Origin of the sequence: Kribbella pratensis (assembly GCF_004366075.1) — a bacterium.
In the GTDB taxonomy this organism is placed as follows: Bacteria; Actinomycetota; Actinomycetes; order Propionibacteriales; family Kribbellaceae; genus Kribbella; species Kribbella pratensis.
Genome location: NZ_SODU01000005.1, coordinates 73619 through 94615, shown reverse-complemented (window position 1 = coordinate 94615; position 20997 = coordinate 73619). Strand labels below are relative to the sequence as shown.

26 protein-coding genes are annotated in these 20997 nt (G+C 68.0%); 21 read left to right on the top strand and 5 right to left on the bottom strand.

Features of this window, described 5'->3' with window-relative positions; translation table 11 throughout:
* Nucleotides 1-116: 116 nt before the first annotated feature.
* The 9 genes from rplS (at nucleotide 117) to EV137_RS37080 (ending at nucleotide 7325) form a co-directional block, all read left to right on the top strand.
* Nucleotides 117-476, top strand: a complete 360-nt coding sequence (gene rplS, locus EV137_RS37125) for a 50S ribosomal protein L19 (protein ID WP_131291903.1) — start codon at nucleotides 117-119, stop codon at nucleotides 474-476.
* Nucleotides 477-620: 144 nt separating this feature from the next.
* Nucleotides 621-1250 carry a signal peptidase I gene (lepB, locus tag EV137_RS37120; protein ID WP_238151156.1) on the top strand — a complete coding sequence of 210 codons (630 nt, stop codon included), beginning with the start codon at nucleotides 621-623 and terminating at the stop codon, nucleotides 1248-1250.
* Entirely contained in the window at nucleotides 1247-2011 is a 765-nt protein-coding gene (gene lepB, locus EV137_RS37115) for a signal peptidase I (RefSeq protein WP_134132850.1), read from the top strand. Before lepB (EV137_RS37120) ends, lepB (EV137_RS37115) begins: the two co-directional genes overlap by 4 nt.
* A 52-nt stretch (nucleotides 2012-2063) precedes the next feature.
* Nucleotides 2064-2765, top strand: a complete 702-nt coding sequence (locus EV137_RS37110) for a ribonuclease HII (RefSeq protein ID WP_134011288.1) — start codon at nucleotides 2064-2066, stop codon at nucleotides 2763-2765.
* Complete coding sequence (locus EV137_RS37105) at nucleotides 2762-3085, top strand: DUF2469 domain-containing protein (protein WP_012922325.1); 324 nt, start codon at nucleotides 2762-2764, stop codon at nucleotides 3083-3085. The genes EV137_RS37110 and EV137_RS37105 overlap by 4 nt, the downstream gene beginning before the upstream one ends.
* A 94-nt stretch (nucleotides 3086-3179) precedes the next feature.
* Nucleotides 3180-3536 (top strand): YraN family protein, encoded by a 357-nt coding sequence (locus EV137_RS37100; RefSeq protein WP_134011292.1) that lies wholly within the window; start codon nucleotides 3180-3182, stop codon nucleotides 3534-3536.
* Entirely contained in the window at nucleotides 3536-5113 is a 1578-nt protein-coding gene (locus tag EV137_RS37095) for a YifB family Mg chelatase-like AAA ATPase (RefSeq protein ID WP_134132848.1), read from the top strand. The genes EV137_RS37100 and EV137_RS37095 overlap by 1 nt, the downstream gene beginning before the upstream one ends.
* 389 nt (nucleotides 5114-5502) lie before the next feature.
* Nucleotides 5503-6591, top strand: coding sequence for a DNA-processing protein DprA (gene dprA / locus EV137_RS37085; protein WP_134132845.1), 1089 nt, complete (start codon nucleotides 5503-5505; stop codon nucleotides 6589-6591).
* 191 nt (nucleotides 6592-6782) lie between these two features.
* Entirely contained in the window at nucleotides 6783-7325 is a 543-nt protein-coding gene (locus tag EV137_RS37080) for a VOC family protein (RefSeq protein ID WP_238175818.1), read from the top strand.
* Between the two features lie 22 nt (nucleotides 7326-7347).
* Here the strand turns inward: EV137_RS37080 and EV137_RS37075 are convergent, their stop codons facing one another.
* Both EV137_RS37075 and EV137_RS37070 read right to left on the bottom strand, forming a co-directional pair.
* Entirely contained in the window at nucleotides 7348-7689 is a 342-nt protein-coding gene (locus tag EV137_RS37075; RefSeq protein ID WP_134132841.1) for a DUF2200 domain-containing protein, read from the bottom strand.
* Nucleotides 7690-7922: 233 nt separating this feature from the next.
* Nucleotides 7923-9557 carry an APC family permease gene (locus EV137_RS37070; RefSeq protein WP_134011302.1) on the bottom strand — a complete coding sequence of 545 codons (1635 nt, stop codon included), beginning with the start codon at nucleotides 9555-9557 and terminating at the stop codon, nucleotides 7923-7925.
* 136 nt (nucleotides 9558-9693) lie between these two features.
* Here EV137_RS37070 and EV137_RS37065 point away from each other — a divergent pair, with 136 nt between their 5' ends.
* The 3 genes from EV137_RS37065 to EV137_RS37055 all read left to right on the top strand — a co-directional run bounded on the left by EV137_RS37065 (nucleotide 9694) and on the right by EV137_RS37055 (nucleotide 11628).
* Nucleotides 9694-10635: a tyrosine recombinase XerC gene (locus EV137_RS37065; protein ID WP_134011304.1), complete on the top strand. Its 942-nt coding sequence runs from the start codon at nucleotides 9694-9696 to the stop codon at nucleotides 10633-10635.
* A gap of 63 nt (nucleotides 10636-10698) precedes the next feature.
* Nucleotides 10699-11178 carry an RrF2 family transcriptional regulator gene (locus EV137_RS37060; RefSeq protein ID WP_130387678.1) on the top strand — a complete coding sequence of 160 codons (480 nt, stop codon included), beginning with the start codon at nucleotides 10699-10701 and terminating at the stop codon, nucleotides 11176-11178.
* A 51-nt stretch (nucleotides 11179-11229) separates the two neighbouring features.
* A complete protein-coding gene (locus EV137_RS37055) occupies nucleotides 11230-11628 on the top strand; it encodes a VOC family protein (RefSeq protein ID WP_134132840.1) in 399 nt (132 codons plus the stop codon).
* 3 nt (nucleotides 11629-11631) lie between these two features.
* Here the strand turns inward: EV137_RS37055 and EV137_RS37050 are convergent, their stop codons facing one another.
* A complete protein-coding gene (locus EV137_RS37050) occupies nucleotides 11632-12255 on the bottom strand; it encodes a M23 family metallopeptidase (RefSeq protein WP_134132839.1) in 624 nt (207 codons plus the stop codon).
* Between the two features lie 282 nt (nucleotides 12256-12537).
* Here EV137_RS37050 and rpsB point away from each other — a divergent pair, with 282 nt between their 5' ends.
* The 6 genes from rpsB (at nucleotide 12538) to EV137_RS37020 (ending at nucleotide 17466) form a co-directional block, all read left to right on the top strand.
* Nucleotides 12538-13539: a 30S ribosomal protein S2 gene (gene rpsB, locus EV137_RS37045; RefSeq protein ID WP_134132837.1), complete on the top strand. Its 1002-nt coding sequence runs from the start codon at nucleotides 12538-12540 to the stop codon at nucleotides 13537-13539.
* 145 nt (nucleotides 13540-13684) lie between these two features.
* Nucleotides 13685-14503: a translation elongation factor Ts gene (gene tsf / locus EV137_RS37040; RefSeq protein WP_134011312.1), complete on the top strand. Its 819-nt coding sequence runs from the start codon at nucleotides 13685-13687 to the stop codon at nucleotides 14501-14503.
* 64 nt (nucleotides 14504-14567) lie between these two features.
* Nucleotides 14568-15329, top strand: coding sequence for a UMP kinase (gene pyrH, locus EV137_RS37035; RefSeq protein WP_238175817.1), 762 nt, complete (start codon nucleotides 14568-14570; stop codon nucleotides 15327-15329).
* A gap of 147 nt (nucleotides 15330-15476) precedes the next feature.
* On the top strand, nucleotides 15477-16031 hold the full coding sequence (gene frr / locus EV137_RS37030) for a ribosome recycling factor (RefSeq protein ID WP_202871347.1): 555 nt from the start codon (nucleotides 15477-15479) through the stop codon (nucleotides 16029-16031).
* A complete protein-coding gene (locus EV137_RS37025) occupies nucleotides 16031-16879 on the top strand; it encodes a phosphatidate cytidylyltransferase (RefSeq protein ID WP_134011316.1) in 849 nt (282 codons plus the stop codon). Before frr ends, EV137_RS37025 begins: the two co-directional genes overlap by 1 nt.
* Entirely contained in the window at nucleotides 16876-17466 is a 591-nt protein-coding gene (locus EV137_RS37020) for a GNAT family N-acetyltransferase (protein WP_134011317.1), read from the top strand. The genes EV137_RS37025 and EV137_RS37020 overlap by 4 nt, the downstream gene beginning before the upstream one ends.
* On the opposite strand, the gene EV137_RS37015 is transcribed toward EV137_RS37020, so the two are convergent.
* Together EV137_RS37015 and EV137_RS37010 are read right to left on the bottom strand one after the other, a co-directional pair.
* Nucleotides 17456-18421 (bottom strand): LLM class flavin-dependent oxidoreductase, encoded by a 966-nt coding sequence (locus tag EV137_RS37015; protein WP_134132835.1) that lies wholly within the window; start codon nucleotides 18419-18421, stop codon nucleotides 17456-17458. The genes EV137_RS37020 and EV137_RS37015 overlap by 11 nt on opposite strands.
* Nucleotides 18422-18449: 28 nt before the next feature.
* Entirely contained in the window at nucleotides 18450-18854 is a 405-nt protein-coding gene (locus EV137_RS37010) for a MarR family winged helix-turn-helix transcriptional regulator (RefSeq protein WP_134011321.1), read from the bottom strand.
* A gap of 62 nt (nucleotides 18855-18916) precedes the next feature.
* Between EV137_RS37010 and EV137_RS37005 the strand changes: the two genes are divergently transcribed.
* From EV137_RS37005 to EV137_RS36995, 3 genes are all read left to right on the top strand, one after another.
* Nucleotides 18917-19813 (top strand): LLM class flavin-dependent oxidoreductase, encoded by an 897-nt coding sequence (locus EV137_RS37005; RefSeq protein ID WP_202871323.1) that lies wholly within the window; start codon nucleotides 18917-18919, stop codon nucleotides 19811-19813.
* Between the two features lie 96 nt (nucleotides 19814-19909).
* Nucleotides 19910-20578, top strand: a complete 669-nt coding sequence (locus EV137_RS37000; protein ID WP_134132833.1) for a C39 family peptidase — start codon at nucleotides 19910-19912, stop codon at nucleotides 20576-20578.
* 93 nt (nucleotides 20579-20671) lie between these two features.
* Nucleotides 20672-20989, top strand: a complete 318-nt coding sequence (locus EV137_RS36995; protein ID WP_134132832.1) for an Rdx family protein — start codon at nucleotides 20672-20674, stop codon at nucleotides 20987-20989.
* Nucleotides 20990-20997: the final 8 nt, after the last annotated feature.

Here is a 20997-nt window from a genome sequence, read left to right as displayed (position 1 = left end):
GCTGCCCTTCGGTGCTCCTGCCACAGGGGGTGACCACCGACCGGCAGCCTTTTGATGACTTCATCACCACCGACATTCGTGGGTGACCTGTGGCACGCGCGAGGAAGAGACACCTGATGAGCAACGTCCTGAACGAGCTCGACAACGCGAGCAAGCGCGACGACATCCCCGCCTTCCGCCCCGGTGACACCGTCAAGGTGCACGTCAAGGTCGTCGAGGGCAACCGGTCCCGCGTCCAGGTCTTCCAGGGTGTCGTGATCCGTCGCCAGGGTGGCGGCCTGCAGGAGACCTTCACGGTCCGCAAGGTCAGCTTCGGCGTCGGTGTCGAGCGGACCTTCCCGCTGCACACCCCGATCGTCGAGAAGATCGAGGTCGTGACCCGCGGCGACGTCCGCCGCGCCAAGCTGTACTACCTGCGCGAGCTGCGCGGTAAGGCAGCGAAGATCAAGGAGAAGCGCGAAGTCCCGGCCTCCTGACGCCCGTAACGACGACGGTCACCTATGGCGCCGAGCACTGCGACTCGCGCTCGCCCTCGACCGGTATCCAAGAGGGCACGTCGCAGCAAGGGACGTCACCGCAGGCTGAAGCAGCGGAATCCGCTGCTCAGCCTGCTCGTCGAGATGAGCACCGTGACGGTGCTCGCCCTCGTCATCACGGTGGTCCTGCGGCTGTTCGTCGCGGAGGCGTTCTACGTCCCGTCGGAGTCGATGTACGACACGCTGACGAAGGACGACCGGATCCTCGCCGAGAAGATCAGCTACCTGCACCGCGACGTCGACCGCGGTGACATCATCGTCTTCAAGGACCCGGACAACTGGCTGAACGAGGAAGAGGTCAAGCCGGGCACGGTGCGCCGGATCGGTGAGTTCGTCGGCATCCTGCCGCGCAGCGGCGAGGGTCACCTGGTGAAGCGGGTGATCGGCATCGGCGGCGACCGGGTGGTGTGCTGCAACAAGCAGGGCCAGATCACCGTCAACGGCATCCCGCTGGACGAGCGGGAGTACCTCCTGAAGGACGCCAAGCCGTCCGAGCTGCCCTTCAACGTGCTGGTTCCGGCCGGTCACCTGTGGGTGATGGGCGACAACCGGGCCGAGTCCGCCGATTCCCGCGCCCACATGGGCGGCCCCGGCGGCGGATTCGTGCCGGTCGAGAACGTGGTTGGCCGGGCCTGTTGCGTAATCTGGCCGTCTGACCGGATGACGATGCTGCGTCCTCCGGAAACCTTCAAGAAGCCGGGGCTGAAGAAGTGACCGATACACCGACCAAGACGGACGCCAAACCTGCCCACCGCTCGGGCTTCGCGGCGGCCGCCCGCGAGTTCGTGCTGATCGTGGTCGGTGCCCTGATCGTCTCCTCGATCCTGCGGGCGTTCGTCGGGCAGATGTTCATCATCCCGAGCGAGTCGATGGAGAACACCCTGCTGGTCGGCGACCGGGTCGTGGTGGAGAAGCTCACCGACGTCAAGCGCGGCGACGTGGTCGTGTTCGAGGACCCGGGCGGCTGGCTCGGTGCCGAGGAGAGCGGCCAGAAGCGCGGCTCGATCGGCCGGTTCTTCGAGATCGTCGGTCTGCTCCCGGACTCCAGCCACGGTCACCTGATCAAGCGCCTGATCGGCATGCCCGGTGACAAGGTCGCGTGCTGCGACGCGAAGGGCCGGCTGCTCGTGAACGGCCAGCCGCTCGACGAGACCAGCTACCTGTATCCGGGCGACGCCCCGTCCCAGATGGACTTCCAGGTCACCGTCCCGGCCGGCCGGATCTTCGTGATGGGCGACCACCGCTCCGCCTCCGGGGACTCCCGCGTGCACCTGCAGGACCTCGACGCGAACGGCGGCAACCAGGGCGACGCGGCGTTCGTCCCGCTCGACAAGGTCACCGGGCGGGCGATCATGATCGTCTGGCCGGCGGGCCGCTGGGGCAAACTCGGCGTACCGGACACGTTCAAGGCCGTCCCGACGGCCGGTCCGGCCCCTGACAAACCCTCGATATCGCTGACGCCACCACCCAAGTAACCGTTCTGTCGCCTCGGACGCCTAGGGTGAGTTGTGTGATGCGGAGGGCTGGATGAGCGCGTTGCCGCGCGGGAGCACGGTACGGCGGGACGCCGGGCTGTACGGGTACGAGCGAGCCCTGCGGCGCGTCGGCCTGGATCCGATCGCCGGTGTCGACGAGGCCGGTCGTGGACCGTGTGCGGGCCCGCTGGTGGCTGCGGCGGTGATCCTGCCGGAGGGCAAGCGCGGTCAGATCCCGGGTCTGGCCGACTCGAAGCTGCTCACCGCGAAGGCGCGGGAGCGCTGCTACGAAGAGGTCCGCAAGCGTGCTCTCGCCTGGTCGGTGGTGTCCATCGAGGCGGACGAGTGCGACCGGCTCGGTATGCACGTCGCGAACGTGCAGGCGCTCCGCCGGGCGTTGTTCCGGCTCGACGTGCGGCCGTCGTACGTGCTGACCGACGGCTTCGGCGTCGACGGTCTCGGCGTACCGGGCCTGGCGATGTGGAAGGGCGACCGGGTGGCCGCCTGCATCTCTGCCGCGTCAGTGATCGCCAAGGTGACGCGGGATCGCGTGATGGAGCACTGGGACAAGGTGTACCCGCAGTACGGGTTCGGGATCCACAAGGGGTACTGCACCCCTGAACACCAGGCGGCACTGGACGAATACGGCCCGTGCCCACAACATCGACGGCGGTTTGAGAATGTCCGCCGCAGTCTGCGGCCCGATATGGGACAGAATGTCACCAGTCCCACCGGAGTGGAGAGCCAGGCATGAGCGCTGACGACCTCGAGAAGTACGAGACCGATATGGAGCTTCAGCTCTATCGGGAGTACAAGGACGTCGTCGGGATCTTCAAGTACGTCGTGGAGACCGAACGGCGCTTCTACCTGTGCAACGCGGTCGACCTGAAGGTCCGCACCGAGGGCGGCGACGTGTACTTCGAGGTGACGATGGCCGACGCGTGGGTCTGGGACGTGTACCGTTCCGCCCGCTTCGTCAAGAACGCCAAGGTCGTCACCTTCCGCGACGTCAACATCGAAGAGCTCGCCAAGTCCGACCTGGAAGTCCCGAAGGACTCCGACTTCGGCCGCTGACCTCGTCCACCGGCAGGCGGTTGTCCACAGTTCGAAGGTGAGGTCCGTTTCCGAGGCCTGATCCCGGCATCTTCTCTGCCGGAGGTGGTCATCGATGCGGACCAGGAACACCGTCGGACGGTACGGCGAGGATCTCGCCGCGAGGTATCTCAGCACCCACGGTTTCGCGGTGCTCGAGCGCAACTGGCGCTGCGAGTTCGGCGAGATCGACATCGTCGCGCGCGAAGGCGACACACTCGTCGTCTGTGAGGTGAAGACCCGGCGCGGGCTGAACTACGGCTCCCCGCTGGAGTCGATCACCTATCGGAAGCTGGCCACACTCCGGAGGCTGGCCGGCCGCTGGCTGCAGACCCATCAGCTCAGACCGGCCGAGATCAGGATCGACGTCATCTCGGTCCTGTTCGACCACAACACGCCACCGACCGTGGACCACGTGCGAGGTGCGATCTGATGGCCCTCGCACACACCTGGTCCGTCGCCCTGGTCGGTCTGGAGGGCCACCTGGTCGAGGTCGAGGCCGACATCGCCCAGGGCCTGCCGAAGACGACCTTGATCGGTCTTCCCGACACGTCGCTGTCCGAAGCCCGCGACCGCGTCCGCGCCGCCGTGGTGAACAGCGGGGAGCGGTTCCCCGACCGCAAGGTCACGATCGGCCTGTCACCCGCCACCCTCCCCAAAACCGGCTCGCACTACGACGTCGCGATCGCTTTGTCGCTCCTCACGGCAGCCGGCGCAGTCGATCCCGGCGCGCTCCGCCGTACGGCGATCATCGGCGAACTGGGCCTCGACGGCCGCATCCGCGAGGTCCGCGGCGCACTCGCGATGACCCTGGCCGCGTCCCGGGCCGGCTTCGACCGCATCGTCGTCCCCGACCTCAACGTCGGCGAGGCCCGCCTGGTCCCCGGAATCGAGGTGTACGGCGCTCGCTCGCTGCGCCAGGTCCTCGCCCTGCTCCGCGGCACCGAGATCCCCGACGAAGCACCACCCCGCGCCGAGCCGCGCCTGGTGTCGGAGTCGCTGATCCGGCTGCCGGAGGTCGATCTCGAAGACATCATCGGCCAACGCGAGGGTCGGCGCGCCATCGAGGCCGCAGCCGCCGGCGGTCACCACCTGTTCCTGCACGGCCCACCGGGCTCAGGCAAAACCATGCTCGCCGAGCGCCTGGCCGGACTGATGCCTGACCTCAGCACGGACGACTCCCTCGAGGTCTCGGCCGTGCACTCACTCGCCGGCCTGCTCACCAACGACGCCGAGCTGGTCCACCGGCCGCCGTTCATCGCGCCGCACCACACAGCGTCCCTGGCCAGCCTGGTCGGCGGCGGCACCGGCGTGCCGAGACCGGGCGCCATCAGCTGCGCGCACCGCGGCATCCTCTTCATCGACGAGGCGCCCGAAATGCATCCCCTGACCCTCGACACCCTTCGTCAGCCACTCGAATCCGGTTTCGTCGAGGTCCACCGGGCCGCAGCCGTTGCGAAGTTCCCCGCCCGCTTCATGCTCGTCCTCGCCGCCAACCCTTGTCCCTGCGGCCTGTCCGGCACCAACCAAGGCATCTGCAGCTGCACCCCACAGCATCTGGCGCGGTACCGCCAGCGGATCAGCGGCCCGATCAAGGACCGCCTCGACATCCAGCGCCAGATCCTGCCGGCCGCCCGCACCGTCACCGACGGCCAACCCGTGGAGTCGACCGCCGTCGTCGCCGCCCGCGTCCAGGCCGCCCGCGATCGCCAGGCGCACCGCTACCGCGATAGCGCCTGGACCCTCAACAGCGAGATCCCCGGCCCGGTCCTGCGTCGCGAGCACCCGCTGGACGACGCCAGCCAAAAACTCCTCGAAGAGCACTACTCCGCCGGCCGCCTTACTGCCCGAGGCTTCGACCGCGTGGTCCGCCTCGCCTGGACCTTGACCGACCTAGCCGGCGCCGCCATCCCCACCGTCGACCAAACCCACGAAGCCTTCCAACTCCGCTCAGGCGAGCCCTTGACCCAGCTAGCCGACCTCCGCCCCCTCAAAGGACCCACCCAATGACCACCCACCAAGCACTCCGACCCACGGTCCTCGCCTCCGCATCCCCCATCCCCGCAGCGCCCATCCCCGCAGCGCCCATCCCCGCAGCGCCCATCCCCGCAGCGCCCATCCCCGCAGCGCCCATCCCCGCAGCGCCCATCCCCGCAGCGCCCGTCCTCGCGCCAGCCGCTGTCGCACCAGCTGTCCCCACAGCAGCCGTCCGTGCAGCAACCGTTCGCGCCGCGGTTGGCCTCGGGGGAGGAGAGCCTGGGCGACCCGGGGCTGGGACTTCCGGAGCCGGGGGAGTCGGAGCCGAGGGTTCTGGCTCCGGGAGAGGAGCGGATGGCTTCGAGTCGGTTGCTGGTGGCAACGGAGATGAGGAGCGTCTGGCCCGCGCCGGTCTGTCCCGGGTGGTCGAGCCGGGCGATCTCGCCGCTCTCGAGGCATTCGAAGGCCTTCCACCGTTGGAGATCTGGGACCGCCTCCAGCACAACGCCTCCGGCTTGGAGCGCTGGTCCACGCGACTCGCCACAGCCGATCCACACCGAGATCTCGAGCGAGCCGCGGCCGCGGGTGCCCGGTTCGTGATCCCCGGCGACGACGAATGGCCGGCTGAGGTCGAAGTCCTCGACGAAGCAGGTCAGTTGACCCGCCGAGCAGGCGTACCGTTCGGCCTCTGGATCCGTGGCCGCGCGAACCTCCGCCACGCCCTCACCCGAGCCGTCGCCATCGTCGGCGCCCGCGCCTGCTCGTCGTACGGCGAACACGTATCCGCCGAACTGTCCTCCGGCCTCGCCGACAACGGCCTCACGGTCGTCTCCGGAGGCGCCTACGGCATCGACGCGGCCGCACACCGCGGAGCCCTCGCAGCGGCCGGCACGACAATCGCAGTCCTCGCCTGCGGCGTCGACGTCAGCTACCCGAAACGCAACTCCGCCCTGCTCAGCCGCATCGCCGAGGACGGCCTGGTCGTCACCGAACTCCCACCCGGCTGTGCCCCGACCAAGCTCCGCTTCCTCGCCCGCAACCGACTCATCGCCGCCATCACCCAAGGCACCGTCGTCATCGAAGCCGCAGTACGCAGCGGCGCCCTCAACACCGCCGGCTGGGCCGAGCAATGCGGCCGCCCCGTCCTGGCCGTCCCCGGCCCGATCACCTCGCGCATGTCCGCCGGCAGCCACCTACTCGTCCGCGAACGCAACGCCGTCCTGGCCACCAACGTCGCCGACATCATCGAGGCAATCTCCCCCTTCGGCACGAACCTCACCCAACCCCCGAGAGTCGCCCCAACGCTCACCGACACCCTCGACCCCGACCTCCAACGAACCCTGGACGCCGTCCCGGTCCACAACCCCGCCCCCACCGACCGCATAGCCAGCACCGCGGGCCTCGACGTCCCCACCACCCAGCAATGCCTACAAACCCTCGCCGCCCTGACCCTCATAACCCAAACCCCCACCGGCTGGCGCCTACCCACCCCACCTCCGCCGTCCCCGTGACAACCACGGGCCCAACACAACGAACCACCTTCAGCCGTCCGGAGTTGGTCAGGAATCGAGAAGCAAGCCGCAGCCTGGCTACCTAGGTTGGAGACATGACAACTCTTCACAGTGTGGTTCTGGAAGTGGCTGACCGTTCGTCGGCAGAGCGGTTTCTCACGGATGCCTTCGGGCTGAGTGGGCAGGTAAGGGTGCGTGAGTCGAGCGCGGAAACGACTGGTTTTCGTGACTTCACGTTGTCGTTGACGGTGGCCCAGCCGAGTACGGTGAGCAGCCTCTTCGAGACGGCGGTGGCTGCCGGTGCGACGGTGGTGAAGCCGGTGACCAAGTTGCTCTGGGGGTACGGCGGCGTCGTCGAGTCGCCCGACGGCACGATCTGGAAGGTGGCCACCTCGGCGAAGAAGGACACCGGTCCGGCGACACGAGCGATCGACTCCGTCGTACTGCTGCTCGGCTGCGCCGATGTTGCCGTGAGCAAGAAATTCTACGTGGACCACGGGTTGGCCGTGGCGAGGAGCTTCGGGCGCAAGTACGTCGAGTTCGCCACCACGGGGCCCATCAAGCTGGGACTGTACGGGCGGAGGGCCCTGGCGAAGGACGCCGGCGTACCGGTCGACGGCAACGGGTCGCACCGGATCGCACTGAGCGGGGACGCGGGCAACTTCGTCGACCCGGACGGATTCGTCTGGGAGCCCATGCCGGCAACGGTCGATGGCGATCTGACGAGCCGATGAGGTGGCGGGGCCGGCGGTGCGGCTACGGGCGCAGGATTTTTTCCATTGGCTTGCCCTTGGCCAGTTCGTCGACCAGTTTGTCGAGATAGCGGATCTTCTGCATCAGGGGATCTTCGATGTGTTCGACGCGTACGCCGCAGATGACTCCGGTGATCGACGATGCGCGTGGATTGAGTTCTGCGTCGGCGAAGAAGTCCTCGAAGGTCGTGCCCGCCTCCAGGTGATCCTTCAACGCTGCCGGGCCGAAACCGGTCAGCCACTCGATGACCTGATCGAGTTCGGCCTTGGTGCGTCCCTTCTTTTCGACCTTGGTCACATACAGCGGATACACAGACGCGAAAGTGGCGGTGAAGATTCGGCTCATCTGACAAACGTAAAAGGTCAGCGGCCGGCAGGGCCTGGTCGGCTCGCCGAACGACGGCCGTTCGGGGCCCGGCTGACTCCTACCAGTGGCCTTTCCTGGTCCAGGGCGCTATCCCCGCCCCAGGCGCAGACAGCCGGCGGGTGCGAGCAAACGCACCTAGCGCCGCCGCGAACGTGCCCGCGAGCGCAACCTTGCCGAGCCACGCGAGGCGGCCCAGGGAGAACGAAGTCCTGCTAGCTGCGCATGTGTTTGCCGCGGGTGGGTTTTTGGGGTTGTTGTGGGGGTGGGGTGCGGATGGCGCGGAGTTCGGTGGGGCGGTCGTGGTCGGGACGGATGGCTTGGAGGCCGCCGGTGCCCGGGTCGGTGTCGCCGAGGTCGAAGTCCCAGCTGTCCTCGTTGGCGAGGCGGCTGTGCCAGCGGCCGTAAAGGCCGTAGATCGCGATACCGATGACCATCCAGATGCCGAACTTGGTCCAGGTGCTCGTCTTCAGGTTGAGCATCAGCCAGACCGTGGCGGCCAGTGACAGCAGCGGGATCAGCGGGACCATCGGCACCCGGAAGCCGCGCTCCAGGTTGGGCTCGGAGCGGCGCAGGGTGAGGACGCCGATCGCGCAGAACGCGAAGCAGAACAGGGCTCCGATGACGAGCAGTTCCTCGAGCTCCAGGACCTTCGGGTAGAGCGTGAGGGCCAGGGCGGCGACGCCCGCGGCGGCTGCGGCGCGGGCGGGGGAGGAGTACACGCGGCTGACGCGGCCGAGGCTCTTCGGGAGCAGGCCGTCTCGGCCCATGTTGAACAGCACCCGGCTCTGCGCGATGAGGACCACCATGATCACCGTCATCAACGCGAGCAGAGCACCGAGGTTGACCACCTTCGCGGCCCACCCGACCCCGACCGCGGCCAGCGCTTCGGAGACCGGTGCCCCGCCGCCCAGTTGGCCGTACGGGCGCATGCCGACCAGCACGACTGCCATCGCGATGTAGAGAATCGTCACCGCGCCGACGCCGAGCAGCATGCCCTGCGGGACGGTCTTGCGCGGGCTGCGGGCGTCCTCGGACGCGGTCGCGATCAGGTCGAAGCCGATGTAGGCGAACACGATCGTGCTCGCGGCCGTGAAGATGCCCATCGTCCCGAACGAGCCGAACGACGAGTCCAGGATCCAGCCCAGCAACGTCGGGCTCGCGGTCGCGGGCGCGGCCCGGGCCGGCGGGACGAACGGGTGGTAGTTGTCCATGTTGATGTGCGCGGCGCCGACGATCACCACCAGCAGGATCACCGCGACCTTCGCGATCACGACGACGGTCAGCACGCGGGAGGAGAGCTTGGTGCCGGTCACGATCAGCGCGGTCAGGATCAGCAGCAGCAGCGGGGCCACCAGGTTCAACTTGGCCTCGGGGCCGAAGAACTGGGCCACTCCGGCGGGCAGCGTCACTCCGAAGCCGTCCAGCGTGGCCAGGAAGTACGCCGACCAGACCCGGGCGACGATCGCCGCCGCGGTGACGAGTTCGAGCACGAGCGCCCAGCCGACCAGCCACGCCCACGCTTCGCCGAAGGTGACGTAACTGAACGTGTACGCGCTACCGGAAACCGGGATGGTGGACGACAGTTCGGCGTAACAGGCCGCGGCCAGCAGACAGACGATCGCGGCGATGACGAACGACAGGATCACTGCCGGTCCGGCGACATTTGCCGCCTGAACGCCGCTGATGCTGAAAATGCCGGAGCCGATCATCACGCCCAGGCCGAGTACAACCAGGTCGCGACGACCGAACAAACGCGGCAGACGGTGCCGCGCGTCCTCGACTCGAGTGAACGCCGACTCGACCGGCAGGCGCCGGCCTACGGTCTGTCCGTTCGCTGAGGGGGCCATGGTCAGGGGTGCCTCCGTTGCTACTAGGGCAATCGGGCCGAACAGTAGTCGACCGTCGGGATATCGACCAGCCCTCCTCTCGTCGGTCTCCGCGCGGTGGCTTGCGATGCCGGGCCACCTCACGCATCGTCGAGGTATGACGCCGGACGAAGTCACCGGAAACCGTTCCTGGCCGGAGGGTTTCGCTGTGTTACTGGCTGACTACGAAAGGCATCTGACGGCGGAAAGAGACCTCAGCACTCACTCGGTCAGAGCCTACATCGGAGATGTCGCGGATTTACTCGAACATTTGATTCGGCTTGGTCACGATGATCTCGGGCAGTTGGATATCCGGAGCCTGCGCTCGTGGTTGGCGAAACAGCAAAGTCTCGGGAAATCCCGCAGCACGATGGCTCGCCGGGCGACGGCCGCAAGGGTGTTCACGGCCTGGGCGCAGCGGACCGGGCGGATCGGTACCGATCCTGGAGCGTTGCTGGCCAGTCCCAAGGCGCACAAGACTCTTCCTGGGGTGCTCGGTCAGGCTGATACCCGCGCGGTGCTCGACGCTGCAGCGGTTGCCGCGGACGACGGCAGTCCCGTCGGGCTGCGCGATCTCGCGATCATGGAGTTGCTCTATGCAACGGGTATCCGCGTCGGCGAGCTGTGTGCCCTCGACGTAGACGACGTGGACGACTCGCGCCGCGTCGTGCGGGTCTTCGGCAAAGGGCGGAAGGAGCGGTCGGTCCCGTACGGCGTGCCGGCCGGGCAGGCGCTCGAACGGTGGCTGGTCGAGGCCCGGCCGAAGCTGGCGCGTGAGGGGAGCGGGCCGGCGGCCTTTCTCGGGGCGCGGGGCGGCCGGATCGATCAGCGGACGGTACGGCGGATGGTGCACGAGCGGATCGCGGTCGTCGACGCACCGGATCTCGCGCCACACGGTCTGCGCCACACGGCGGCCACGCATTTGCTGGAGGGCGGCGCGGACCTCCGCAGCGTGCAGGAGCTCCTCGGGCACGCGTCGCTCGCGACCACCCAGATCTACACGCACGTCTCCACGGATCGTCTCCGCCAGGCCTATCAGCAGGCGCACCCCAGGGCGTGACCCAGGCATGACATGGCCCGGGGATGCGGCGCGTGGGCGCCGGGATGCGGCAGACTGCGGGACATGCGGGTTTCGGCGAAGTCTGACTATGCGTTGCGAGCTCTGATCGAGATCACCCAGCGGTGGGTGGCCGGCGATGCGGCGGTGGTGTCGGCCGAGGAGCTGAGTCGGGCGCAGGGCATCCCGCACGGGTTCTTGCAGGGCATCCTGGCCGATCTGCGGCGAGCCGGCGTCCTGTCCAGCCAGCGCGGGCAGTCGGGCGGCTGGCGGCTGGCCGTCGACCCCAACGAGATCTCCGTCGCCGACGTGATGCGCGCGGTCGACGGCCCGATCGTGAGCATCTCGGGCGTCCGGCCGGAGAGCGTCACGTACAACGAGCACGCGGTCGTCCTGCAGCGGGTCTGGATCGCCGCTCGGGCGAGCCTGCGGGACGTGCTCGAGAACACCACGCTGATCGATCTCGCCAAGAACAAGCTCCCGGCCGGCGTCGAGCGCCGCTCGAAGGACGAGGACGCCTGGCAGGCCCGGGTCCCCGGCAGCTGACCGCATGTTACAGTCGTGGCTTATATAAGCCGCGACTGTAGGAGATGGGCGATGCAGCAGATCAAGACGTTCCTCATGTTCGAGGGCGGCGCGGAGAAGGCGATGACCTTCTACCTGTCGCTGTTCGAGGACGCGGAGATCGTGTCGATGGTCAAGTACGGCGCCGAAGGGCCGGGGCCCGAAGGGTCTGTGATGGTGGCCGTCTTCCGGTTGGCCGGGCAGCAGTTCATGTGCAGCGACAGCTATCAGCATCATGGCTTCACCTTCACTCCTTCGATGTCGTTGTTCGTGGACTGTGCGGACGAGGCGGAATTGGACCGGCTGTACGGCGCGCTGGTCGAGGGCGGGGGAGCGCTGATGCCGCTGGGTGACTACGGGTTCAGCAAGAAGTTCGGGTGGGTCAACGACCGGTACGGGGTGTCCTGGCAGCTGAACCTGCCGCACGCGTGAGGTTCATCCGCGCCTGATCAGCACGCCGGCGGTGAGTGCCAGGGCGGCGGCCGCGGCGATGACGAGCTTGGCCGCGCGCTGGTTGTGGTTCGGTGGGCTTTCAGGTGCAGGCGAGACGGCGCGGGGCGCTGCCGCGGCCGGTTGGGCCGGTCTCTCGGCGAGCGGGAGTAGGCGGACGGGGCGGTTGGGGAGCAGGGTCAGGGGATTGACGTACTGCTTGCCCTGGAGCAGGCCCCAGTGCAGGCAGGATCTGGGCACGCAGTGCGAGCCCGCGGCGGACAGGCGGCCGATGACGGTGCCGGTCTTGACGGTGACTCCGACCGACACCGCGGGGACGACGGGTTCGTACGTCGTACGGCGAGGACCGATGGCGATCGTGACGACGCCGCGCCCGGCTAGTGCACCGGCGTACGTGATCGTGCCGGCGGTGGCTGCGAGGACGGGTTGGCCGGGGCGGCCGGCGAGGTCGACCCCGCGATGGCCGGGGAGCCAGGGTTTCGCGGGTAGCTCGAAGCCGCGCACGATCTCCGGGCGGGGTTGGAGCGGCCAGGCCGCGACGGCGTGCGGAGGTGGGCTGGGTGTGGGTGGCGGGGGCGGGGCGGCGAGGGGGAGCAGGGCGAGGTTCATGCCAGGGAAGATGCCGGTTTCGGGGTGGCTGCGGACCGGCGATCCGGGATTTGTGGACAACCTGACCCGGTTCGCGTTGGGCGTGGGTGGTCCCGTACACTTCCGGTGGCGCCACACCTAGGTGGGGCGACTACGCATGCCCGCACAAGAGCGTCGAATCCGACGGTCCCGGAGCGATCCGGGTGGATTCGCGCGACGGGCATCAGGAGCCACGGATCATCCGGTCAGTGGCGAGACAACCGAGTAGACCCGGAGCAATCCGGGTCGCAATAAGGAGACCTCGTGGCCGTCGTGACCATGAAGCAGCTGCTCGAGAGCGGCGTGCACTTCGGGCACCAGACCCGGCGCTGGAACCCCAAGATGAAGCGCTACATCCTCACCGAGCGCAACGGCATCTACATCATCGACCTGCAGCAGTCGCTGTCCTACATCGACCGCGCGTACGAGTTCGTGCGCAGCACCGTGGCGTCGGGCGGGGCGATCCTGTTCGTCGGCACCAAGAAGCAGGCCCAGGAAGCGATCGCCGAGCAGGCGACCCGCGTCGGGATGCCGTACGTGAACCAGCGCTGGCTGGGCGGCATGCTGACCAACTTCCAGACGGTGAACAAGCGGCTGCAGCGGCTCAAGGAGCTCGAGCTCATCGACTTCGACGACGTCGCCGCCTCCGGTGTCACCAAGAAGGAGCTGCTGCAGAAGCGTCGCGAGCACGACAAGCTGCTCAAGACCCTCGGCGGTATCCGCGACATGGCCCGGGTTCCGGCCGCCGTGTGGATCGTGGACACCAAGAAGGAGCACCTCGCCGTCGACGAGGCGCGCAAGCTGAAGCTGCCGATCATCGGCATCCTGGACACCAACTGCGACCCGGACGAGGTCGACTACCCGATTCCGGGGAACGACGACGCGATCCGCTCGGTCGGCCTGCTCACGCGGGTCGTCGCCGACGCTGTCGCCGACGGCCTGATGGGCCGCTCCGGCCAGGGCTCCGCCGCCGCCGGCGAGGAGCTGGGCCAGGAAGAGCCGATGGCCGCCTGGGAGCGCGAGCTGCTGGAGAGCCAGAACGGCACTGCCAAGACGGAAGCTGCCAAGACGGAGGCTGCCAAGACGGAGGCTGCCACGACGGAGACCGCCGAGGCCGTTGCCGCTGCGGAGGCCACGGACGCTGTGGCCGAGCAGCCGCCGGTCGCCGAGTCCGGTGCGGTCGCGGAGACCGTCGCCAAGGCCGACGACACCCCGGTTGTCCCGGTCGACCCGGCCGAGGCTTCCGAGAAGTCCGACGAGGCCTGAGTTGCCTGCGGGGCCGCTCGGTTCACGCCGAGCGGCCGTCGCCGGACCGCATTCGCCGGTCCGTCACCGGGTACCGCCCGGTCAAGGGCCGGCGGACCGCCCGAGTCCCACTAGCTGACGCATCGACAAGACGAGAGATCGAGGAATGGCGAACTACACCGCCGCTGACGTGAAGAAGCTCCGCGACGCCACCGGCGCGGGCATGATGGACGCGAAGAAGGCGCTCGAGACCACCGACGGCGACTTCGAGAAGGCGATCGAGGAGCTGCGCATCCACGGCGCGGCCAAGGCAGCCAAGCGCGGCGCCGAGCGGTCCGCCACCAACGGCCTCGTGGCCGCGGCGGAGAACGCTCTGGTCCAGCTGAACTGCGAGACCGACTTCGTCGCCAAGAACGAGCAGTTCCAGCAGTTGGCCGCCGACATCGTCGCGCACGCCTCGGCGAGCAAGGTCGGCGACGTCGAGGGCCTGCTCAACGAGAAGCTGACCGACGGCAAGTCGGTCGCCGAGAACATCGAGGCGCTGGCCGCGGTCATCGGCGAGAAGCTGGAGCTCGGCCGGGTCGCCGTCTTCGACGGCAAGGTCACGGCGTACATGCACAAGCGCGCCGCGGATCTGCCGGCCCAGGTCGGCGTACTGGTCGAGTTCGAGGGCGACGACGTGGAGGCTGCCCGTGGCGCCGCCATGCAGGCCGCCGCGATGCGCCCGCTGTACACCACCCGCGACGAGGTCCCGGCCGAGACGGTCGAGAACGAGAAGCGGATCGCCGAGGCCACCGCGCGCGAGGAGGGCAAGCCGGAAGGCGCCCTGCCGAAGATCGTCGAGGGCCGGGTCAACGGCTTCTTCAAGGACGTCGTGCTGCTCGAGCAGCCGTCGGTCACGGAGAACAAGAAGACCGTGAAGGCCGTGCTCGACGCCGCCGGTGTCACCGTGAAGCGGTTCGCCCGCTTCGAGGTCGGCGCCTGATCCCGCGAAGGATCTGAGCGCACAGGCAACGAAGCACAAGGCAACGAACGAGGAGGCCGGAATCGTGACGGAAACCCTGGGTACCGAGACGAGTCCGGCCTCTTCGCCGTCCTCGCCCGCCTACCACCGCGTGCTGCTGAAACTGTCCGGGGAGGTGTTCGGCGGCGGCAAGCTCGGCGTCGACCCCGACGTGGTGAACTCGATCGCCAAGCAGATCGCGGACGTGGCGCGGGTGGGCGTGCAGGTCGCCGTCGTGGTCGGCGGCGGGAACTTCTTCCGTGGCGCCGAGCTCCAGCAGCGCGGCATGGAGCGGAACCGGGCCGACTACATGGGCATGCTCGGCACCGTCATGAACTGCCTGGCACTGCAGGACTTCCTGGAGAAGCTCGGCATCGAGACGCGGGTGCAGACCGCGATCACGATGGGCCAGGTCGCCGAGCCGTACATCCCGCGCAAGGCCGAGCGGCACCTGGAGAAGGGCCGCGTGGTCATCTTCGGCGCCGGCTCCGGTATGCCGTACTTCTCCACCGACACGGTCGCAGCCCAGCGCGCGCTGGAGGTCGGCGCCGAGGCGCTGCTGATGGGCAAGCAGGGTGTTGACGGCGTCTACGACTCCGACCCGAAGAAGAACCCGGACGCGGTGAAGTTCGACCAGCTGTCGTACGACGACTTCCTGGCCCGCGGACTCCGGGTCGCCGACGCGACCGCGATCAGCCTGGCCCGCGACAACGCGCTGCCGATCGTGATCTTCGGTCTCGAGGAAGGCAACATCGCCCGGGTGATCCACGGCGAGAAGATCGGCACGGTCGTCTCCCGGGGGCAGTAACCCGGCGTACCCGGCGTTCTCGGTACCCCGCCCGTACGACTAGGATCGTCGGACACGGGTGGATGTCCGTTATCTGGTAGACCTGCGTTCGTAGGGTAGAAGTTGTGGCCGCGCCGAGGTGGCCCAGAGGAAGCGAGGAATGTCGTGATCGACGAAGCTCTCCGCGATGCCGAGCAGAAGATGTCGAAGGCCGTGGAGGTTGCGAAGGACGACTTCGCCGCGATCCGCACCGGCCGGGCGCACCCGCAGATGTTCGCCGGCATTCTGGCCGACTACTACGGCAGCCCGACCCCGCTGCAGCAGCTGGCCGGGTTCCAGGTGCCGGAGCCCCGGACCGTGCTGATCTCGCCGTACGACAAGGGTGCGATGGCGGCGATCGAGAAGGCGATCCGCGACTCGGACCTGGGTGTGAACCCGGGCAACGACGGCTCGATCATCCGGGTCGTGATGCCGGCGTTGACCGAGGAGCGCCGCAAGGAGTACATCAAGGTCGCGAAGACCAAGGCCGAGGAGGCCAAGGTCTCGGTCCGCAACATCCGCCGGCACGCCATGGACCAGGTGCACAAGACCGTCAAGGACGGGGACGCCGGCGAGGACGAGGGCAAGAGTGCTGAGAAGCGGCTCGACGGGTTGACGAAGAAGTTCGTCGACTCCATCGACGACCTGCTCAAGCACAAGGAAGCCGAACTGCTCGAGGTGTGATGGGCGTCGACAGCACGCCTGCGCCGAGTCCCAGCCCGAGCCGTGCCGGGCGCAATCTGCCCGCGGCGATCGCGGTGGGGGTCGGGCTCGGCGCGCTGATCCTCGGATCGCTGTACTGGCAGAAAGTCCTGTTCACCGTCCTGGTGCTGGCCGTCGTGCTGGTTGCCGTCGACGAGATGATCAAGGCGCTACGCACCGGCGGGGCGGTCATCCCGCGGATCCCGCTGTTCGCCGGTACGACGGCGATGCTGGTGGCGGCGTACTTCGGTGGACCGATGGCGCTGCTCGTCGCGCTCGGGATCACGGTGCTCGGGACGATCTTCTGGCGGATGCCGGGTGGGTCGGTCGGGTTCGTCCGGGACGTGACCGCCGGGGTGTTCCTGATCGGCTACGTACCGTTGCTGGCCGGGTTCGCGATCCTGCTGGTCCAGCCGGAGGCGGACGGACCCGGACGGGTGGTCACGTTCTTCGTGGTCGTCGTCGCCAGTGACGTCGGCGGTTACGCGGCCGGTGTGCTGTTCGGCAAGCACCCGATGGCGCCGACGATCAGCCCGAAGAAGTCCTGGGAGGGTTTCACCGGCTCGGTGCTCGCGTGCATCGGCGGCGGCATCGCCGCGGTTGTTTTCCTGCTGGACGGTCACTGGTGGGTCGGTGCGATCGTCGGCGCGGTCGCAGTGCTGACCGCGACGGTCGGTGACCTCGGAGAATCGATGATCAAGCGCGACCTGGGGATCAAGGACATGTCGAATCTGCTGCCCGGCCACGGCGGCGTCATGGACCGGCTGGACTCGCTGCTCGCGACCGCGCCGGTCGTCTGGCTCCTCCTGCACCTGCTGGTGAAGGCATGACGGTCGCACCGGACGGACGCTCCCTGGTCGGCGACGTCGTACGCCTGGACCGGATGCAGGAGTCCGACATCGACGAGCTGTACGCCGCGATCGCCAACGAGCAGGTGTACGCGGGCGGCTTCGGCGGCGGCCCCGCCGCGATGCCCACCAGTGCGGAGGACATGCGCGCGCAGTGGATCCCGGCCGCGGCCAAGCGGTTCGCGTACGTCGTCCGCCTGGTTGCCGACGGCACCGTCGTCGGTACGTCGAGCCTCGGCGACGTCGACGTCGTCAACGAGCGGATCCACCTCGGGTGGACCGGCTACGCGCCGGCAGTCTGGGGGACGGCCGTCAATCCGGCGACGAAGCTCCTGCTGCTCGAGCATGCCTTCGAGACGTGTGGATTCGGGCGCGTGAAGATCCAGACCGGCTCGAAGAACACCCGGTCGCAGGCGGCGATCGCGAAGCTCGGGGCGACCCGCGAGGGCGTGCTGCGGCGGCACATGCTGTTGGCCGACGGCTCGTTCCGGGACACGGTGGTGTTCTCGATCCTGGCAGACGAGTGGCCGGACGTGCGCAAGCGGCTCGAGGACCGGATCAGCCGGTGAGCTTCGCCAGCGCCGCGTAGGTGGCCAGGAGTGCGGCGCGGTCGTAGGTGTTCGTGGTGATCAGCAGTTCGTCGGCAGCGGTCCGGCGTACCAGGTCGTCGAGCGCCTCGTCTACGTCGGCGGGCGTGCCGTAGATCTGACCGCGGAGCGCGTTCTCGAAGAACTCCTGCTCGCGCGCGGTCATTTCCTCCGGTACGTCGGGCTGCAGCGGAGGGAACACGCCCCGCGTACGTGAGTACGCACTGGCCCATGCCTCCGGCAACAAGAGCTCTCGTGCTGCATCAGAGGAGTCAGCTACCGCAGCGGTGACAGCGAGGATGACGTACGGCTCCGACGCCCACGCGGACGGCCGGAATGTGCTCCGATATTCCTTGAGCAGGTCGGCCGAGTCCGAGCGCGCAGCCAGCACCACGGGCAGCCCCAGCGACGCCGCGATCGTCGCGCCTTCGCCGACAGCCAGAACGAACGGCGGGATGCGCAGTCCCTCACCCGGTCGCGCATGAACTTGGTCGGTCGACGTACCGGCCAGATACCCGAGGAGCTCCTGGACCTGCGCGGTGAAGTCGTCCGCTGCGTCCTTCTCGACACCGAGCGCCCGCCGTACGCCGTTGGTGAAGCCGACCGAGCGGCCCAGGCCCATGTCGATCCGGCCCGGGTACAGCGACTCCAGTACGCCGAACTGCTCCGCCACGACCAGTGGCTTGTGGTTCGGCAGCATCACACCGCCCGTGCCGACGCGGATCTGATCAGTGCGAGCCGCAACAGCCGCAGCCAGTACCGTCGGCGCAGAGCCGACCACTCCTGGCACGCTGTGGTGCTCCGACACCCAGAAACGCTTGTAGCCAAGCTCTTCCACCCGCTGCGCCAGCTCCACGGTCGCGCGCAGCGTCTCCGCCTCGGTCTCGCCTACACGCGTCCGGGAGCGGTCTAGAACTGACAGCGGGACGGAAAGCATGCAGAGTCCAACCTGCCCACCAGAGCACTCATTCCCCGAGCAGCAGCCGCAGGTCGTCGCGGAAACGATCAGCGGAGGAGAGGGGAGCGAGGAACTCCTCTTCCACCTCCAAGCGGATTCGCTCCGCGGTCTCGAATGTGGACTCGCCCAGTGGCGTCAGGACGACGACGTTCCGGCGCCGATCCTCCGGGCTGCGCCGGCGTTCGACGAAGCCACGTTCCTCGAGACCGTCCAGCAGATCGCCGATGGACGTCCGGTCCACCCGCAGTCGCGCGGCGACCTCGAGCTGCGAGAGCGGTTCACCGGACACGATCGCCGCCAGCACCGCCAGATCACGCCCGTTCAGGCCGTGCGGCGCCAACGCTGACGTCTGCGCTTCGGTGAGCTGCGCGAGGACGTGTTTGAGCAGGTACCCCAGCCGGTCGGACGCCATACCGTCAAATCTACCGGGTAACTGATCGTCAGGATTGCTGATCATCAGCTATCCTGACGATTATGGAACCGACCTTCGGTCTGAAGACCACCCCGATGCATGTCCCGTACGCCGAGATCCGCCGCGTCTGGCTCGAGGCCGACGAGGTGCCGCAGATCCGCGACGCCTGGCTCTGGGACCACTTCCTCCCGCTCGCCGGCCCGAAGGACGGCGACGTACTCGAGGGCTGGACCCTGCTGACCGCGCTCGCCGCGCAAACCACGCGACTCCGCCTCGGCCTCCTCGTCACCAGCAACCGGATCCGCCCGCCGGCCGTCCTCGGCAAGATCGCCAGCACGCTGGACGTGATCTCCGGCGGCCGGCTGATCATGGGCCTCGGCGCCGGAGGCACCCACCAACCAGCCGGCCAGAGCGGCATCCCCGGCCCGAATCCCGCGATCGAGGAGTACGCCGCCTACGGGTTGACGCTCGTCCCTCCGGGGGAGGGCATCGACCGGCTGCGCGAGACGATCGAGATCCTGCGCCGGATGTGGACCGAGGACGAGTTCGACTTCCACGGCCGGTATTACATGCTGGAGCGGACCCGCAACGCGCCGAAGCCGGTCCAACAAGGTGGCCCGCCGCTGCTGATCGGCGGTTGGGGCAACCGCATGCTGCGCCTCGTCGCGGAGTACGCCGACACCTGGAACATCAGCGGCCCGCCGCATGTCGACTTCGGCACCATTGCCGATCGCGTGCGCCGTTTGGACGCGGAATGCGAGCGGATCGGACGGGACCCGTCGACGATCAGCCGCTCGCTGCAGCAGATCGTCTCGTACGACGACCCGGCCGAGACCCGGGCGATCGTACGAAAAGCCGTTGAACTCGGCTTCGATCACATCGTGCTCTCGCTGCCCCGCCCGTACCCGGAACGCGCCGTGCGCTGGCTGGTTCGCGAAATCATCGACCCTTTCCACTGAACTGGAAACCAGTGGTGATTTTTTCACCACGACTCAACGCGCCGTGTCAGTATCAAACAAGGATGACCCGCCCCGGTCGTCCAGTGAGGAGCTGACATGATTCCCACCACGAAGTTCAAGGCCGCTCTGAGCGGTCTCGCCCTGATTGCGGCCGCGGTGCTTCCGCTGAACGCGGCCAGCGCCGTACCGCAGACTGTCTCGGCCGAAGCGGTCGCGGCGAGCAAGCCGGTCCCGAAGCTCGGCTACTCGACGCAGACCGTCAAGACGCTGAACATCGACTTCCAGTACCAGCAGACCGGCTACTGGTGCGGCCCGGCCGCAACCCGGATCGCGCTTTCGGCGCGGATCTCGCCGCCGAGCCAGCAGCAACTGGCCAACGAGTTGCCGACCACAACCAACGGCACCGACTGGATCGGCCAGGTCACCAGGGTGCTCAACAACCACCTCGGCACCGGCTGGTACGAGACCAAGGAGATGCCGAACGACCCGCCCACCCAGGCGCAGCGCGATCTGCTCTGGCGGGACGTCGTACTGGACATCGACAACAACTACCCGATCGTCGCCAACATCGTCGCCCCGGCCGGCAACCACCCGCCGGGCTACCCGAACTACACGATCTACCACTACTTCACGGTGATCGGGTACGACGACAGCGACCAGACCGTCCTCATCGCCGACCCGGCCGGCTTCGCCCCCACGGCGACGTACTGGCTCACCTTCAACCAACTGGCCACCCTCATCCCGCCCAAGGGCTACTCGGCCTGAGCAACTTTGAGAAGCCACCGATCATTTCGCCGCCCCGAGAATGGTCGGTGGCTTCTCAAAGTTGGGAGAGGCGGGTCAGCGATACTGGTGCGTGTGAGTCGAGCGCCGCGGTTGGAGATCGAGTACTGCACGCAGTGCCGGTGGTTGATGCGCGCGGCGTGGACCGCTCAGGAGCTGCTGACCACGTTCCCGAAGGAACTGGGGGAGGTGGCGCTCGTCCCGGGGACAGGGGGAGTGTTCGACGTCAGCCTCGACGGGGAGCTGTTGTGGTCGCGGAAGGCGGAGGGTGGATTCGCCGAGATCCCGCTGCTGAAGCAGATGGTCCGTGACCGGATCGCGCCGGACCGCAAGCTCGGCCACTCGGACCGCAAGGAGAGTGATCCGCAGCACGCCGGGGATGTGAATTTGTGAAGCGCCGT

Bases quoted from the DNA above. Each gene is read 5' to 3' on its own strand.
- rplS (WP_131291903.1), top strand. From the start codon at position 117: ATGAGCAACGTCCTGAACGAGCTCGACAACGCGAGCAAGCGCGACGAC.
- lepB (WP_238151156.1), top strand. From the start codon at position 621: ATGAGCACCGTGACGGTGCTCGCCCTCGTCATCACGGTGGTCCTGCGG.
- EV137_RS37110 (WP_134011288.1), top strand. From the start codon at position 2,064: ATGAGCGCGTTGCCGCGCGGGAGCACGGTACGGCGGGACGCCGGGCTG.
- EV137_RS37105 (WP_012922325.1), top strand. From the start codon at position 2,762: ATGAGCGCTGACGACCTCGAGAAGTACGAGACCGATATGGAGCTTCAG.
- EV137_RS37100 (WP_134011292.1), top strand. From the start codon at position 3,180: ATGCGGACCAGGAACACCGTCGGACGGTACGGCGAGGATCTCGCCGCG.
- EV137_RS37095 (WP_134132848.1), top strand. From the start codon at position 3,536: ATGGCCCTCGCACACACCTGGTCCGTCGCCCTGGTCGGTCTGGAGGGC.
- EV137_RS37075 (WP_134132841.1), bottom strand. From the start codon at position 7,689: ATGAGCCGAATCTTCACCGCCACTTTCGCGTCTGTGTATCCGCTGTAT.
- EV137_RS37070 (WP_134011302.1), bottom strand. From the start codon at position 9,557: ATGGCCCCCTCAGCGAACGGACAGACCGTAGGCCGGCGCCTGCCGGTC.
- EV137_RS37065 (WP_134011304.1), top strand. From the start codon at position 9,694: ATGACGCCGGACGAAGTCACCGGAAACCGTTCCTGGCCGGAGGGTTTC.
- EV137_RS37060 (WP_130387678.1), top strand. From the start codon at position 10,699: ATGCGGGTTTCGGCGAAGTCTGACTATGCGTTGCGAGCTCTGATCGAG.
- EV137_RS37055 (WP_134132840.1), top strand. From the start codon at position 11,230: ATGCAGCAGATCAAGACGTTCCTCATGTTCGAGGGCGGCGCGGAGAAG.
- EV137_RS37050 (WP_134132839.1), bottom strand. From the start codon at position 12,255: ATGAACCTCGCCCTGCTCCCCCTCGCCGCCCCGCCCCCGCCACCCACA.
- tsf (WP_134011312.1), top strand. From the start codon at position 13,685: ATGGCGAACTACACCGCCGCTGACGTGAAGAAGCTCCGCGACGCCACC.
- EV137_RS37025 (WP_134011316.1), top strand. From the start codon at position 16,031: ATGGGCGTCGACAGCACGCCTGCGCCGAGTCCCAGCCCGAGCCGTGCC.
- EV137_RS37020 (WP_134011317.1), top strand. From the start codon at position 16,876: ATGACGGTCGCACCGGACGGACGCTCCCTGGTCGGCGACGTCGTACGC.
- EV137_RS37015 (WP_134132835.1), bottom strand. From the start codon at position 18,421: ATGCTTTCCGTCCCGCTGTCAGTTCTAGACCGCTCCCGGACGCGTGTA.
- EV137_RS37010 (WP_134011321.1), bottom strand. From the start codon at position 18,854: ATGGCGTCCGACCGGCTGGGGTACCTGCTCAAACACGTCCTCGCGCAG.
- EV137_RS37005 (WP_202871323.1), top strand. From the start codon at position 18,917: ATGGAACCGACCTTCGGTCTGAAGACCACCCCGATGCATGTCCCGTAC.
- EV137_RS37000 (WP_134132833.1), top strand. From the start codon at position 19,910: ATGATTCCCACCACGAAGTTCAAGGCCGCTCTGAGCGGTCTCGCCCTG.